We start from the raw sequence: 15,532 nt of genomic DNA, 5'->3' as shown, positions 1-15,532 counted from the left end.
TTATCAAAATTTTTTACTTTTGCAGACAGATCCAAATTAAACAATGAAAGACTTATTTGATAGAATTTTAGCTAATAAAGGCCCTTTAGGTAAATGGGCTTCACAAGCAGAGGGATACTTTGTTTTCCCTAAATTGGAAGGTCCTATTTCTAATAGAATGAAATTTCAAGGTAAAGATGTTATTACCTGGAGTATCAATGATTATTTAGGCTTAGCGAATCTTCCGGAGATTAAGAAGGTTGATGGTCAGGCTGCAGCTGAATATGGTTCTGCATACCCAATGGGTGCAAGAATGATGAGTGGTCATACAGAGTTTCATGAGCAATTGGAGCAAGAATGTGCTGCTTTCGTTCAAAAGGAAGCTTCTTACTTGCTGAATTTCGGGTATCAAGGTTTTATGTCTGTAATAGACGCCCTTGTTACAAAAGATGATATTATAGTTTATGACGTTGATTGTCATGCTTGTATAATTGACGGTGTACGTTTACACATGGGTAAGCGTTTTACCTTTGTTCACAATAATGCGGAGAGCCTTGAAAAGAATTTAGAACGTGCAACCAAATTGGCCGAACAAACCGGTGGAGGTATCTTGGTTATATCTGAAGGCGTTTTTGGTATGCGTGGTGAGCAAGGTATCTTAAAGGAAATCGTAGCCTTAAAAGAAAAATTCAAGTTTAGGTTATTGGTAGATGATGCACATGGCTTTGGTACTTTAGGTGAAACCGGTGCAGGTGCAGGTCAAGAGCAAGGTGTGCAAGACGGTATTGATGTTTATCTTGCCACTTTTGCCAAGTCAATGGCAAGTATTGGTGCATTTGTTGCTGCCGATCAAGAAATTATCGATTATTTAAAATATAACCTACGTTCGCAAATGTTCGCTAAATCATTACCAATGGTTTATGTGAAAGGAGCACTAAAACGTTTAGAAATGTTGCGTACCCAACCAGAGCTGAAAGCTAAACTTTGGGAAAACGTGAATGCGTTACAAAACGGGTTAAAAGAAAAAGGGTTTGATATTGGTACAACTACTAGTTGTGTTACTCCTGTTTATCTAAATGGTAGTATTCCAGAGGCAATGGCTTTAGTGAAGGATTTACGTGAAAATCATGGTATTTTCTGTTCTATTGTTGTGTATCCGGTAATACCTAAAGGTCTTATACTTTTACGTTTAATACCTACCGCTACCCACACCTTACAAGATGTTGAAGAAACATTGGAAGCTTTCTCTTCTATTAGAGAGCGCTTGCAGAATGGTACATATAAAAGATTATCTGCTGCAGTTGCCGCTGCAATGGGAGAATAATCTACAACAGTCGTATATAAAAAGGTCCGAAATCAAATTTGATTTCGGACCTTTTTCTTGTTTTAAGAAAGTGATTTTCTATATGTTCTTCTTCGTTTATAGATTACCGGGTCAAAATGTTTCCACATTTGCTTTATAGCAATGTTCTCCTCTAATTCTGGAGTGCGGTAGCACATGTCTATGCCTTTTTCTTTGAATGTTTTGTAGTACTCGTTGAAAATTACTGCAGTAACTCCTTTGTTTTGGTATTCTGGTCGTATTCCTATTAAATAGAATATAACATCCTTACTGTTTTTCTTGGCCTTCAATAAGTGGTATAATCCAAACGGAAACAACTTACCTTTAGCTTTCTGCAGTGCTTCTGAAAATGATGGCATTACAATGGCAAAGGCGATGAGTTTATCCTCTTTATCTTTAATGAATTTTATGTACTCTGGGTTAATAAAGCTTATATATTTCTTTTTGAAATAAGCCTTTTGTATTTCTGTTATGGGAACAAAAGAAGAAAGGTTGGCATAGGTTTCATTAAATAGATCAAACATTTCATCTGCTAAGGGCATAACCTCTTTAGTCTTTGTGAAATTAACCTCTTTAAGACCGTACCTTCTTTTAACTAGGTCGTTCAATTTAGTAAAGAGTGCTGGATCTGCATTACCTGCAGGAAATTTATTTTCCATGTATTCCTTTTCCTTTACAAAGCCAAGACTCTCATAATGGTCTTTGTAATAAGGATGGTTATACCAAGTTATCATGGTGCCAATATGATCAAACCCTTCTATAAGTACTCCAACTTTATCTAAGTTTGAAAAACCTACAGGACCTTCCATAAATTCCAATTGGTGCTGATTACCAATTTCTGCTACTTTGTCTAAAAGTGCTTTAGATACATTTTGATCATCTATAAAATCGAACCAACCAAAACGCATTTTTTTTACATTTTGTTGGTCAACTTCTAGGTGATTGACAATAGCGGCTACACGACCAACTATTTTATCACCGTCCATGGCAAGGAAGAACCATGCCTCTGCATCTTTAAAAACAGGATTTTTTTCTTTATCAAAACTTTCAAGTTCGTCATTTATAATGGGGGGTACCCAATATTTGTTGTTTTTGTATAACGAAAAAGGAAAGGTTACAAAACGTTTTAAATCTTGCTTTGATTTGGCTTCATGTATCGTAATCATTGGACTTCTTTAGAAGTGCCAATATTAGTGATATTAATCTACATTATAAAGGGGTGCGTAATGAAATATTGAAGAGTAGAATGTAGTGTTAAAAGTCGATCTCGCTACTTTCTTTCTTTTTCTTCTTTTCCGCTTTCTTAAGTTTTTTGAGCTGTTTTTTAGAAGGCCCAAGGTTTACGTCTTCTGCATCGCTACCTTTATTTTTCTTATCCTTCTTTTTCTTTTTCATGGCTTTTTTGTCAATGGCACCACCATTTTGATCCGCTTCTTGATCTTCAATTGGTTTTAAACTGTCTTTATGGAAATCCATTCTGTAAGAACCGCCAATTCCAAAAAATATACGTGTAGGTGTATTTTTTAGACTAGCTCCCATATTAAAATCGAACTGCAGGTTTTCTTTTAATAAATGGGCAATACCTCCACGTATCAATACATCTGAGTACCGATCGCTATCAATGCCTTGGTGTTCTACAAAAACACTCCATTTTGGGTTTCTAAATGCATGGGATAATGATATGGTATAGCTGAGCTCAGGGTCATCTGTGCTTATACGGTCATATGCGGTGTTGGTAATTAATACGAACCTTGGAGTCAAACGACTTTGGGTAGCTATCATACCACGATAAGAAATGGTTGGTTCACCTATGTAAAAAGGATTATCGCCTAAAACAAAATTTGCTCCACCGTATAAAGAAACCGCGGGGAGTAAATTCTTGAATTGAAATTTATGATTGGCTCTCCAGCTATAAAGGTTGGGTTTGTTGGCTTCAGGATTTTTAAATGGGTCATAGATCAAGTATTTTAAACCTAATCTATTTCTAGAAAAATCTCTTCGCTTGCCCTCTAGGTCAAAATTCAAAAATGTTATCTTTTGATCTTGAAAAGTACCTTCGTAATTAAGTTCTAATCTTTCTAATAACAAACCATATCGTAATGAAACATCGGTTCCCCAAATATTCGATTCTGTATTTAGAATGGTGTGGTCTCTTTGTTCATAGAATAATCCCATTTCTGCCTGTACCACATTTTTGCCAACCGCGTAAGCGCTCACAGAAACTCCAGGTCTATTAGAATTTATTACATCTGTATATTGAGAAATACCTATTAACGGTATTAGAAATAATAAAGCGAATACGTATTGATATGATTTAGAGTAGGCAAAAAGACTATTCATGAACACGATTTTATATATATTTTAATAATATGATTCTACATATACAACGTGATAATTGTATTTTTGATATATATAAGCAGTAATAAATGGCTTTTTTAAAAACTATATTAATTATTCTTTTGGTCTATTACCTTCTAAAAATATTAGCAAGGTTATTTGCGCCAAAAATTTTGAATTACGCAGCAAAGAAAACTGAATCTCATTTCAGACAAGCTTTTGATAATCAACGTCCATTTAATGAACAAGAAGATGAGAGTGTAATTATCAATAAAAAAACCACTAGAAAAAAGAAGGATTCAGAAAAAGTAGGTGAATACATTGATTTTGAAGAGCTAGACTAGTTATCTTTGCTTAAACACTACTTTTAGCAAATGAAGCAAGGCTTAAAATTCTTTTTCATCAATTTTTTTGTTGTCGTATTTTTCATCATCGCCGCCTTGGCTTATTTTAGTCCGGTTGTGCAGGGTAAGGTTATGTATCAGCATGATATTGCTCAATATACCGGTATGGCCAAAGAGCAGAACGATTTTAGAAAAGCTACGAATCAAGAACCGTATTGGACCAATAGCGCTTTTGGGGGCATGCCAACGTACCAATTAGGAGCAAATTACCCACATAATTACATTAAAAAATTAGACCGTTTAATTCGGTTTTTACCAAGACCGGCAGATTATCTATTTCTATATTTCATAGGTTTTTATATTCTACTTTGTTGTTTAAAAGTGGATTTTAAGTTAGCTGTAATTGGTGCACTTGCCTTTGGTTTCTCTACCTATTTAATAATAATTTTAGGTGCCGGACATAATGCTAAGGCTCATGCCATGGCATATCTACCTATGCTTTTAGGTGGTATTGTATTGGTTTTTAGAAAAAAATATCTGTGGGGCTTTGTTTTAACCGCTTTGGCCATGGCTTTGGAAATTACGGCCAACCACTACCAAATGACCTATTACTTTATGTTACTTGTATTGGTTTTGGGTGTGGTCTATTTGATATATGCCATTAAGGATAAAAAATTGAAGCATTTTTTCACTTCGGTCGGTATATTGTTGATAGCCGTAACTTTAGGTATTGCTGCCAATGCTACAGGGTTAATGGCTACTAAAGAATATGCTGATTGGAGTACGCGAGGTAAAAGTGAATTAACGATCAACCCCGATGGTTCGCCTAAAGAGGACACTGGCGGATTAAGCAAAGCTTATATTACTAACTGGAGTTACGGTATTGCTGAATCGTTGAATTTATTTGTTCCTAGACTTTTTGGTGGCGCAAGTCAAGAAAACTTAGGTGAGAATTCAAAATCGTACAATTACCTAATTGATAAAGGTTTGGCTAGATCCAGTGCCTTGGATTTTGTTAGTGGTCTACCACTGTATTGGGGAGAACAACCAGGTACTTCAGGACCGGCTTATTTAGGTGCGGTGATATTCTTTCTATTTGTTTTAGGGTTGTTTTTGGTAAAAGGCAAGCATAAATGGTGGCTACTGTTTGGCTCATTGTTGTCATTAATACTTTCATGGGGAAAGAATTTTAGTGTATTGACAGATTTTATGATAGATTACTTTCCTCTATACGATAAGTTTAGGGCGGTGTCTTCCATTCAAGTTATATTAGAGCTATGCGTACCTGTTTTGGCAATATTGGCATTGAAAAAGCTATTTAAGGATAAGGTGCCACATGCCGATAAGATCAAATCTTTGACCTTAGCTACAGCTACAATCCTAGGGCTTGGGGTTGTGTTATTTTTATTTAAAGGAGCTTTTCATTTTGTGGGTGCTGCCGATGATAATTTAAGAATGACCGGGTTAGAGGAGCTTCCGGAAATGCTTCGTTTAGATCGTAAAAGTGTTTATACAAGTGATCTATTGCGTTCTTTAGGGTTTGCTTTGGCAACCGCTTTATTGATCTGGTTGTATTTGAAAGAGAAATTGAAAATGAATTTTTTGATTATCGCTGTTGGTGTTTTAGTGGTGGTAGATTTGGTTGGGGTTGATTTACGTTATGTGAACAATGACAATTTTGTGTCTAAGCGTAAAATGCTTGAGCCATTTCAAGAAACTACTGCCGATAAAATTATTGCTAAAGATGATGGTGTTTTTCGTGTATTTGATCAAACCGACGGATTTGACTCTGCTAAAACGGCTTATTTTCATCAAAGTATAACGGGGTATCATGCCGCAAAACCTGCCGGTATGCAAGATTTGTTTAATTTCCACGTCTATAACGGTAATCTGTCTGTCTTGAATATGATGAACATTAAGTATGTTGTAAGGCAAGATCAAGAAGGAAACACCTTTCCTATTGAAAACCCTAATGCCAATGGTAATGCTTGGTTTATTTCTAAACTGAATGCGGTCAATAATGCCAATGAGGAAATAATGGCACTTGACAGTTTAGATACTAAAAATATTGCCGTATATAACGCTACTTCATTTACAGATGTTAAGCCAATGGAATATCAAGTGGATTCTACAGCATCTATTGAGTTAATAGATTATGAACCCAATCACCTAGTATATAATTCTAAGAACAGCAATGAAGGTGTAGCTGTTTTTTCTGAAATGTATTACAAAAATGGTTGGAATGTCTATATAGACGGAAAACAAAGTGATTATTTTAAAGTTGATTATGTATTAAGAGCACTTTCGGTACCTTCAGGGGAGCATAAAATAGAGTTCAAATTTGAACCAGAGGTTGTAGCTACGGGTAGTAAAATTACTTTAGCAAGTACTATTTTATTGGGACTGGTAATTGTAGGTGGTTTAGGTTTTTCTTTTTGGAGGTCTAAAAAAGAAGAAGAAGCATAATGAGAAAAGTGCTGGTCATTACGTACTATTGGCCACCTGCTGGCGGACCAGGAGTGCAACGTTGGCTAAAGTTTGTGAAATACCTTAGAGATTTTGGTATTGAGCCGGTACTATATATTCCTGAGAATCCTCATTACCCCATGTTAGATGATACTTTTTCACAAGATGTACCCACTGATATAAAAATCTATAAGCATAAAATTAAAGAACCTTATCGCATTGCTTCACTCTTTTCAAGTAAAAAAACGAAGCGTATTAGCTCTGGAATCATACAGACGAAAAACCAATCTTTTATAGAGAAAGTTCTTTTGTGGGTTCGCGGAAACCTTTTTATACCCGATGCAAGAAAGTTATGGGTAAAACCATCTGTAAACTTCCTAAAAGATGTGTTGGCTAAGGAAGGTATTGATACTATAATAACTACCGGTCCTCCACACAGTGTGCATTTAATTGGCTATTATTTAAAACAAGGAAGACCTGTACATTGGGTTGCAGACTTTCGCGATCCTTGGACAACTATTGGCTATCATAAGAAATTGAAATTAACCAAATCGGCAGAAAAGAAACATAAACTATTAGAAGCTAAAGTTCTTCACACGGCAGACAAAATTATAGTTACTAGCAGTACTACAAAAAAGGAATTTGAAAACATTACAGGTAAACCAATAAAGGTTATTACCAATGGATTTGATGGGGAGTTGCTGACTGATGAAGGGTTAGATTCAAAATATACCATTTCACATATAGGGTCATTATTAAGCGGTAGAAATCCCGTGAAATTATGGTCGGTTTTGGCACAAATGGTAGATGAATTTCCTGAATTTAAAGAGGCATTAAGACTACAGTTTATAGGTGTTGTCAGCGATGAAATACTATCAACTATAAAAGAAGTTGGATTACAGGACTTTATTGAAGTTATAGGATATGTGTCTCATCAAGAAGCTTTGGTATATCAACGAAAATCTCAAGTATTATTACTGGTAGAAATAGATTCTCAGGAAACCATTGGAATTATACCTGGTAAACTGTTTGAATATATGGCGGCCAAGCGACCAATTTTAGGAATTGGACCTAAGAATTGGGACGTAGAAAGTATTGTTGAAGAAACAAAAACTGGCTATATATTTGAACATTCTGATGATATTGAACTGAAAAACGTAATTTTAAGATGGTTTGAAAATTATCAGAAAGGGCAATTACATATTATTGCGGACAATATTGAGCAATTTAGCAGAAGAGAGCTCACCAGAAAATTGGCTGAATACATCTAATGGGTATCGTACTAAAACAATCTCTAAATAATACAATTGTTACCTATATAGGTTTTGCGATAGGAGCTGCCAATACTTTGTTTTTGTACACCAATTTTATGCAACCAAGTAATTACGGTTTAATACAGGTTATTTTGTCCGTGTCTTCAGTTTTAATGCCCATTTTAGCATTTGGTGTTCCCAATAGTTTAGTCAAATTTTATTCAAGTTTTAAGGATCAAAAGGATCAAGATTCATTTTTGACTTTAATGTTGATCTTGCCTTTGTTCTTGATCATACCGGTGGCAGTAGTTAGCTATGCCGCTAATGATATGATAGGAAATTTGCTTTCTAGACAAAATGATGTGGTAAGGGAGTATGTGTGGCATATTTTTTTGGTAGGTATGGCAATGTCATACTTTGAAGTCTTTTATGCATGGGCGCGAATTCAAATGAAATCGATGTTCGGCAATTTCATGAAAGAGATTTTTTGTAGGGTAGGGCAAACCGTATTACTACTGCTATTGTATTTTAAGTTGATAGATATATCATTTTTTATTAATGCTTTGGTAGGCTTCTATATTGCGAGAACATTAATAATGAAATTATATTCTTACAGCTTACGTTCTCCTAAATTAGATTTTCATTTTCCGAACAATTGGAGAAATATTGTAAAGTATAGTGCTTTAATAATTTTAGGAGGTTCTACTGCTATTGTATTGATGGAGGTAGATAAGGTTATGTTGAATGATTTTTTGGAGCTTGAAAATGTGGCTTTTTATGCTGTAGCTGGTTTTATTGCATCAACCATTGCCGTACCCTCAAAAGCAATGCATCAAATTACATATCCGTTAACGGCAAATTATTTAAATAGTAGGGATATACCGGCTCTTACGCAATTATACCAAAAAAGCTCGTTAACACTGTTTATAGTCTCCGGCATACTTTTTTTATTGATTTTATTGAATCTTAATGAGCTTTATGAATTATTGCCGAATAAATATGCAGGCGGTTTTATGATCGTATTTTGGGTTGGTTTGGCAAAGGTGTATGATGCGCTTTTAGGGAACAACAATGCTATACTTTTTAATTCAGATTTCTACCGGTCTATTTTGTTTTTTGGCGTATTGTTAGCGGTTTTGGCTATTATTTTTAATCTCTGGTTGATTCCGAACTACGGTATTAACGGTGCGGCAATAGCTAGTTTCAGTGCCTTTTTTATTTATAATTCATTGAAATTGGGCTACGTAAAAGCAAAGTTTCAAATGCAGCCTTTTACACACGAGACAATTAAAGTATTTCTTTTGCTGATAATTATAGCAGTGATGTTTTCAACATTTTCATTTTCTTTTCATCCGCTAGTCAATATTGCGTTGAAAAGTATTTTGATGATTGCGCTTTATGTAGGTGTTCTATATCGATTTAAAATATCGGAGGATGTGTATGCATTCTTGAATAAATATTTAAAATTTTAATTACATCTTATTTTCACTTTGCTTGGTCGATTTTTGAATGCCGTATTGTTGTTTGTATATTTTTACAATAATCAAGAATAAGTTTATAATCAATGGACCAAAAATAAGTCCTACAAAACCAAAAAGAGGTATACCAATTAATACACCAATTAAGGTAATTAACGGGTGAGTGCTATCTAATTGTTTTAAAACGAATAGTCGAATGACATTATCGGTCATACCCACCACCAAAATACCATAAAGCAAAATTCCCCAGGCCTGAAAGTCTTCGCCGCTGGCAAGGCTCAGTACAAAAACTGGAAATATTCCTATAAATGTTCCTATAAAAGGAATCATGGATCCAATAGTTACTATAACAAACCAAAATAAGGGGTTGTCTACACCAAAAATATAGAACCCGATAAGAGCGATAATTCCTTGAGCTAATGCAACCAGCGGTATGGCAATAGCATTGGAGCGTACCACACTATCAATCTCCTTTCCTAAAGTCATTAAATTTTTATTACTGAGCGGAATATATTCTAGAAGAGACTCCTTTAATTGTTTTGGGCTCTTTAACATGTAGTACAATAGAAATAATAATATGCCCAATGAAATAAACACATTGAAAGTTCCACTGGCAAAACCTTGCATATTATCCGTTAACCAGCCTGATGCTTGTTTGGGGTCAATAGTAGATGAAATGTCATACTCTATATATTTCTCTACTTGAAAAAGTTGGTCTTTAAATGCCTTGGTAACTTGTTCAGATTTGTCTGCCAAATTACTTAGTTCAGAGCTTAACATAAAACCTGCAGCGGTCAGCGGAACGAAGATTCCAATAAAGGATACTAAAATGAGTAGCATAGCTGCCCACATTCTCTTTATCCCTTTATTGATTAATTTGAGCATCCATTTTCTAAGAACTACATAAAGCGTAAGGGCTCCTAAAACTCCAGAAATATACGGAAGCATATATTTGATAATCAATCCGCCTAAAAAAATAATCAGCGACAATATAATAAGTTGTCTAAGAATCTTATGTTTGATTTTTTTCATTTCGGTTTTTGATGATGGATTGTTAACTGGGTGAAAATTAAACTTATATAGGTAGCATGGTTAACTCACTTAAGTATTTTAGTAGTTCTAAAGTATTTAAATGGATAACTGATCAAACAGAGTTAACTTTGGGCTTAAGATGATTTTGAAGCAGACGCATATTGTTCAAGAACTAACTGATCCAATTAGGTTGCAGGAATACGGAGTAGGGATATTTCAACAGGTTTCCACAAAATCCGCTTTAAAGAAAGCACTTAAAAAAAATCTGATTACGGTAGATGGGGTAGTGGGCAGTACAGCAACTTTTATCAAAGGTGGTGAAATTATAATATATCACGCCACAGAGAAAGACACCAACACTAGATTGGTTCTTACCTTAAATGTTATTTACGAGGATGAGTATATGGCGGTAATTAATAAACCAGCAGGAATTTTAGTAAGCGGTAACGGATTTAAAACCGTGGCTAATGCACTAGCTCAAAACCTTTCTCCTAGTACATTGTTTGATGCCGTAAGTCCAAAACCGGTACATCGTTTAGATTATGCAACTACTGGATTGCTTCTTGTAGGGAAAACCAGTAGTGCAATTACCACACTCAACAAATTATTTGAACATAAAGAAATTACTAAAACGTACTATGCAGTAACCATTGGTTCACAAATACCAGCTGGGGTTATTGATGATGCTATAGATGATAAACCTGCTAGTTCTAGTTTTAAGGTAGTAAAATCTCTAAAGTCTGAACGTTTTTCATTTTTAAATCTGGTAAAGCTAAATCCAAGATCGGGGCGAAGGCATCAACTTAGAAAACATTTACTATCTATTGGAAATCCCATTTTGGGCGATGCTATTTATTTTCTTGAAGGGTTGCAATTAAAGGGTAAAGGTCTGTACTTACATGCCGGCACCTTAGAGTTTATTCATCCTTTTACCCAAGAGAAAATGAAGATAGTTACTAGTTTACCTAAAAAGTTTAGAAAATTATTTCCCGAGGAGGGATTATTGCATTAAAAAAGCGCCATAATGAATGAATTCATTACGGCGCTTTACAACTAACCAACCTAAAAACTTATTTTAATTTCTTCTACTACTTCTAGTTGCAGAACTTGTTCTAGAGCTTGAGCTTCTAGAAGGAGCTTTACTTACAGATCTTGAATTAGAACTTCTACTTACCGTACTTCTAGAAGGACTCTTGGTCGCTTTTCTTGTAAAAGTGCTACGCTGTGTTCTGGTATTTGTAGCTGTTCTAGTATTTGCACTTCTGCTAACGGGTCTCTTGTACGTTGTAGTACTTCTTTTTACCGTAGTACTTTTTGGTGTACGTGTTACCTCTCTTTTTGTAACCGTTCTATTTGGCGTACTACGATTTACTGTAGTACTTCTTTTAACTGTTCCGTTATTAGAACTTCTAGTAACCGTTCTGCTTTGTGTAGTTCTACCACTATTGGTATTACTACGTCTAACAGTAGTAGATCTATTGACCGTTGAGTTTCTATTGTTTCTTGAAGTATTGTTAGCGGCAACCGATCTACCGGTTCTTAATCCATTGTCTCTTTTAGCCACTGATCTGTTACTTCTGTATGTATTATTTCTTACGGCTACACGCTTATCGTTTCTATAAATTTTAGTTCTGTTATTTCTTACTTTATTATATCTATACTGCTTACCAACATTTACATAAGCCCTTCTGAAATTATTTCTATAAGGTCTGTAGTAAGAATATCTTACTGGTGTGTAATATCTTCTGTACGGACTATTAAATACCAAACTAAATCCTACTGCTGGTCTAACGAACCATCTATGGAAAGGACGGTACACATAGTTTCTGTTGTAAATATTGATATAACCGGTATGGTAATCATAAAAACCACGGTTGTTATAGTATACGTACATACCACCTATACTACGTACTCTGTTGTTTCTGTAATTGATATTAACATCACCAATTTGATTAACACGACCATAATAGTCATAATAAATAGGCACATTTTCTACTTGAATTACAGCACCATAATCATCATATTGAGCAAATGGACTATAATCGTAACCTGAATTGAACGTTACTCCGTTTCTACTTCCTGTTACCTGGTTTTCAATATAAAAATCAAATTCACCATCTGGGTAAACAGAAAAAGTAATTCCGTTTTCTATAAAAATAAATGAGTTGTCATATCTATAAGTATTGCTGTTTGCAACCTTATCTTCGCTAATACCTGAAGCGAAAACACCTGTGGTGCTAAAAATCATCGCTGTAAAAAGGAGTACTAAGTTCTTCATAATATAAGGTTTAAATCTGCCCCTTGGAGCAGTTGTTCTAAATGTAATTATTTACATTCCCTTAGTACATTACAAACAGCGTGCCAAAAATCAAAACCATTGATTATAATATTGATAATCAATGGTTTGTAATATATTTAAATACTTTGTTTTTGGAGTAAATTTAATTTATTTTCTCTTTTAGGTAGTTCGCCGTGTACGATTTTTTGCTTTTTACAACCTCTTCTGGAGTACCTTCGGCTAATAATTGTCCACCATTTTCACCGCCACCTGGACCAAGATCTATAATGTAGTCTGCACATTTAATTAAATCAATATTATGTTCTATGACTACTATAGAATGTCCTTTCTTAATAAGTGCGTTAAATGATTTCAATAGTTTTTGAATATCATGAAAATGTAATCCCGTAGTTGGCTCATCAAAAATGAAGAGCGCTTTTTCTTTGGTACTACCTTTAATCAAAAAAGATGCTAATTTAATACGTTGTGCCTCTCCACCAGAAAGGGTAGATGAAGATTGCCCCAATGTTACATACCCCAAACCAACATCTTGTAAAGGTTTTAGTTTAGTGACTATTTTGGTCTGCTCTCCGGTTTCAAAAAACTGAATAGCATCGTCAATGGTCATATTAAGTACATCGTCTATATTGGCATTATTGAAAGTGACCTCAAGTACTTCTTTTTTAAATCGTTTACCACCACAAGTTTCACATTCCAAATGAACATCTGCCATAAACTGCATTTCTACGGTGATTTCACCTTCACCTTTACATTTTTCACATCTACCGCCATCGACATTGAATGAAAAATGCTTTGCTTGGTAATTTCTAATCTTGCTCAGTTTTTGGCCAGCGAACAAACTTCTAATATCATCATATGCCTTTATGTAAGTTACAGGATTAGAGCGTGAAGATCTCCCGATAGGATTTTGATCTACAAATTCTACGTGTTTAATATGTTTGTACTTGCCCTCCACAGAAGTATGCTGACCTGCTTTTTCTCCATACCCCCCAGTTTCTTTAAGTACTATAGGATATAACAGTTTTTTGACCAAAGTACTTTTTCCACTACCAGATACACCTGTTACTACGGTTAACATATCTAAAGGAAAAGTAACATTGATGTTTTTAAGGTTGTTTTCACGAACACCGTTTATAGTAATATGGTTTTTTGAAGTTCTACGTTCTTTAGGAACTTTAATCTCCATTTTACCATTTAGATACTGGGCCGTGAGCGATTTTGACTTAAGTATTTCCTTAAGTGTACCTTGAGCCACTACTTCGCCGCCATGTGTACCGGCTTCTGGACCTATATCTATAACCACATCTGCGGCCTTCATGATATCTTCGTCATGTTCAACCACTATAACGGTATTGCCCAGATTACGTAAGGATAGTAAAACCTCTATCAAATTTTCAGTATCTCTTGGGTGTAGTCCAATACTTGGCTCATCTAAAATATACATGGAACCTACCAAACTACTACCTAAAGAGGTTGCTAGATTTATACGCTGACTTTCTCCACCAGATAATGTATTGGATTTTCTGTTAATGGTTAGGTAATTTAAACCCACCTTATCCAAAAATCCTAACCGTGTGTTTATTTCAACTAAAAGTCTTGCTGCAATGGTTGCGTCACTTTCATTTAATTTAAGGTCGTTAAAAAACAGAATCAGTTTTTCTATGGATAACCCTACCAATGAAGAAATGGAAGCTCCGCCAACTTTCACATAATCCGTCTCTGGACGTAACCTTTTGCCATTACAAACATTACATTTGGTTTTACCTCTATATCTTGAGAGCATTACCCTGTTTTGTATTTTATAGCTTTTCTCTTCTAACATTCCAAAGAACTTATGTAGTCCTATAAAATGTGCATTACCATCCCAAACCAATTGTTTTTGCTCTTCAGTAAGTTCAAACCAAGGTTTATGAATTGGAAAATCAAATTTATATGCTGAGTTGACCAACTGATCTCTATAAAAACTCATGCTATCTCCTCTCCATGGGAAAATGGCATTTTCGTAAACCGATAATGCCGTATTTGGTACAACCAGATCTTCATCTATACCGATAACATCTCCGTACCCTTCGCACTTTGGACAAGCACCGTAGGGATTATTAAAGCTAAAGAGATGAACATTCGGTTCAAGAAATGTAATACCATCTAATTCAAACTTATTACTGAAAAGTGTTTGTTTGCCATCTGCCAGTTCCTCGATCATACATTCGCCCTTACCTTCAAAAAAGGCAGTATCTACGGCATTTGCCAATCTATTGTAAAAATCTTCGTCGTCTTTGGTAATGATTCTGTCAATTACAAGATCAAACTTTTTGCCAATATCCTTGGGAGCTTGATCTATTCGCATTACACTGTCATTATATTTAATACGTGCGTAACCTTGTTTTGAAAATAATTCCAATGATTTTATGGCATCTCTATCTTCACGAATGGTAATAGGTGCTAAAAGTAAGAGCTTGGTACCTTCGGTGTAAGCTTTTACATGGTTAACAACATCTGTAACAGTATGTTTTTTTACTTCGTTACCAGAAACAGGGGAGTAGGTCTTACCAATACGCGCAAACAAAAGTTTTATGTAGTCATAAATTTCAGTGGTTGTACCAACGGTTGATCTAGGGTTGGTAGAATTCACTTTTTGCTCAATTGCAATAGCTGGGGCTATACCTTTAATGTAATCTACCTTAGGTTTATCCAATTTGCCCAAAAACTGTCGGGCATAGGATGATAAGCTTTCTACATAGCGTCTTTGACCTTCTGCGTACAAGGTGTCAAAAGCTAAACTAGACTTTCCAGAACCTGAAAGTCCTGTAATGACCACAAGTTTATTTCTAGGTATAACAACATCAATATCTTTTAGGTTGTGCAATTTAGCACCCTTGATTATAATGTTTTCTTTCGGATTTATTTCGGTAAGTGTAGGCATACAAATTTCTAAGAATACAAAGATACGCTTTGCCTTTTTTCTGAACTAAAAAATGCCGTTTATCTAAAAATGCAGTAAG

Annotated in this window: 11 protein-coding genes; 6 read left to right on the top strand and 5 right to left on the bottom strand. The window is 35.0% G+C overall.

Features of this window, described 5'->3' with window-relative positions; all coding sequences use genetic code 11:
- The first annotated feature begins 43 nt into the window (after positions 1–43).
- Entirely contained in the window at positions 44–1,303 is a 1,260-nt protein-coding gene (locus I600_RS03945; protein WP_058103193.1) for an aminotransferase class I/II-fold pyridoxal phosphate-dependent enzyme, read from the top strand.
- A gap of 62 nt (positions 1,304–1,365) precedes the next feature.
- Here the strand turns inward: I600_RS03945 and I600_RS03940 are convergent, their stop codons facing one another.
- Together I600_RS03940 and I600_RS03935 are read right to left on the bottom strand one after the other, a co-directional pair.
- Positions 1,366–2,487 (bottom strand): hypothetical protein, encoded by a 1,122-nt coding sequence (locus I600_RS03940; protein WP_058103192.1) that lies wholly within the window; start codon positions 2,485–2,487, stop codon positions 1,366–1,368.
- Between the two features lie 88 nt (positions 2,488–2,575).
- The gene (locus I600_RS03935) at positions 2,576–3,661 is read right to left on the bottom strand and encodes a transporter (protein WP_058103191.1); all 1,086 of its coding nucleotides are present in this window, start codon (positions 3,659–3,661) and stop codon (positions 2,576–2,578) included.
- Between the two features lie 86 nt (positions 3,662–3,747).
- Between I600_RS03935 and I600_RS03930 the strand changes: the two genes are divergently transcribed.
- From I600_RS03930 to I600_RS03915, 4 genes are read left to right on the top strand one after another with little or no spacing between them, the layout of a single operon-like run.
- The gene (locus I600_RS03930; RefSeq protein ID WP_058103190.1) at positions 3,748–4,002 is read left to right on the top strand and encodes a DUF4834 family protein; all 255 of its coding nucleotides are present in this window, start codon (positions 3,748–3,750) and stop codon (positions 4,000–4,002) included.
- A gap of 30 nt (positions 4,003–4,032) precedes the next feature.
- Positions 4,033–6,468, top strand: a complete 2,436-nt coding sequence (locus I600_RS03925) for a YfhO family protein (RefSeq protein ID WP_058103189.1) — start codon at positions 4,033–4,035, stop codon at positions 6,466–6,468.
- A complete protein-coding gene (locus tag I600_RS03920; protein WP_058103188.1) occupies positions 6,468–7,739 on the top strand; it encodes a glycosyltransferase family 4 protein in 1,272 nt (423 codons plus the stop codon). Before I600_RS03925 ends, I600_RS03920 begins: the two co-directional genes overlap by 1 nt.
- Positions 7,739–9,193: an oligosaccharide flippase family protein gene (locus I600_RS03915; RefSeq protein ID WP_058103187.1), complete on the top strand. Its 1,455-nt coding sequence runs from the start codon at positions 7,739–7,741 to the stop codon at positions 9,191–9,193. Before I600_RS03920 ends, I600_RS03915 begins: the two co-directional genes overlap by 1 nt.
- Here I600_RS03915 and I600_RS03910 read toward each other — a convergent pair whose 3' ends face one another.
- On the bottom strand, positions 9,194–10,231 hold the full coding sequence (locus tag I600_RS03910) for an AI-2E family transporter (protein WP_058103186.1): 1,038 nt from the start codon (positions 10,229–10,231) through the stop codon (positions 9,194–9,196).
- 139 nt (positions 10,232–10,370) lie between these two features.
- Between I600_RS03910 and I600_RS03905 the strand changes: the two genes are divergently transcribed.
- Positions 10,371–11,243 (top strand): RluA family pseudouridine synthase, encoded by an 873-nt coding sequence (locus tag I600_RS03905; RefSeq protein WP_058103185.1) that lies wholly within the window; start codon positions 10,371–10,373, stop codon positions 11,241–11,243.
- A gap of 63 nt (positions 11,244–11,306) precedes the next feature.
- Here I600_RS03905 and I600_RS03900 read toward each other — a convergent pair whose 3' ends face one another.
- Both I600_RS03900 and uvrA read right to left on the bottom strand, forming a co-directional pair.
- The gene (locus tag I600_RS03900) at positions 11,307–12,509 is read right to left on the bottom strand and encodes a hypothetical protein (RefSeq protein WP_058103184.1); all 1,203 of its coding nucleotides are present in this window, start codon (positions 12,507–12,509) and stop codon (positions 11,307–11,309) included.
- 163 nt (positions 12,510–12,672) lie between these two features.
- Positions 12,673–15,453, bottom strand: a complete 2,781-nt coding sequence (uvrA, locus tag I600_RS03895; protein WP_058103183.1) for an excinuclease ABC subunit UvrA — start codon at positions 15,451–15,453, stop codon at positions 12,673–12,675.
- Positions 15,454–15,532: the final 79 nt, after the last annotated feature.

The sequence above is a fragment of the Maribacter dokdonensis DSW-8 genome, from assembly GCF_001447995.1.
In the GTDB taxonomy this organism is placed as follows: Bacteria; Bacteroidota; Bacteroidia; order Flavobacteriales; family Flavobacteriaceae; genus Maribacter; species Maribacter dokdonensis.
The sequence above is the reverse complement of the archived record's forward strand: the minus strand, read 5'-3'. Positions and strand labels throughout refer to the sequence as shown.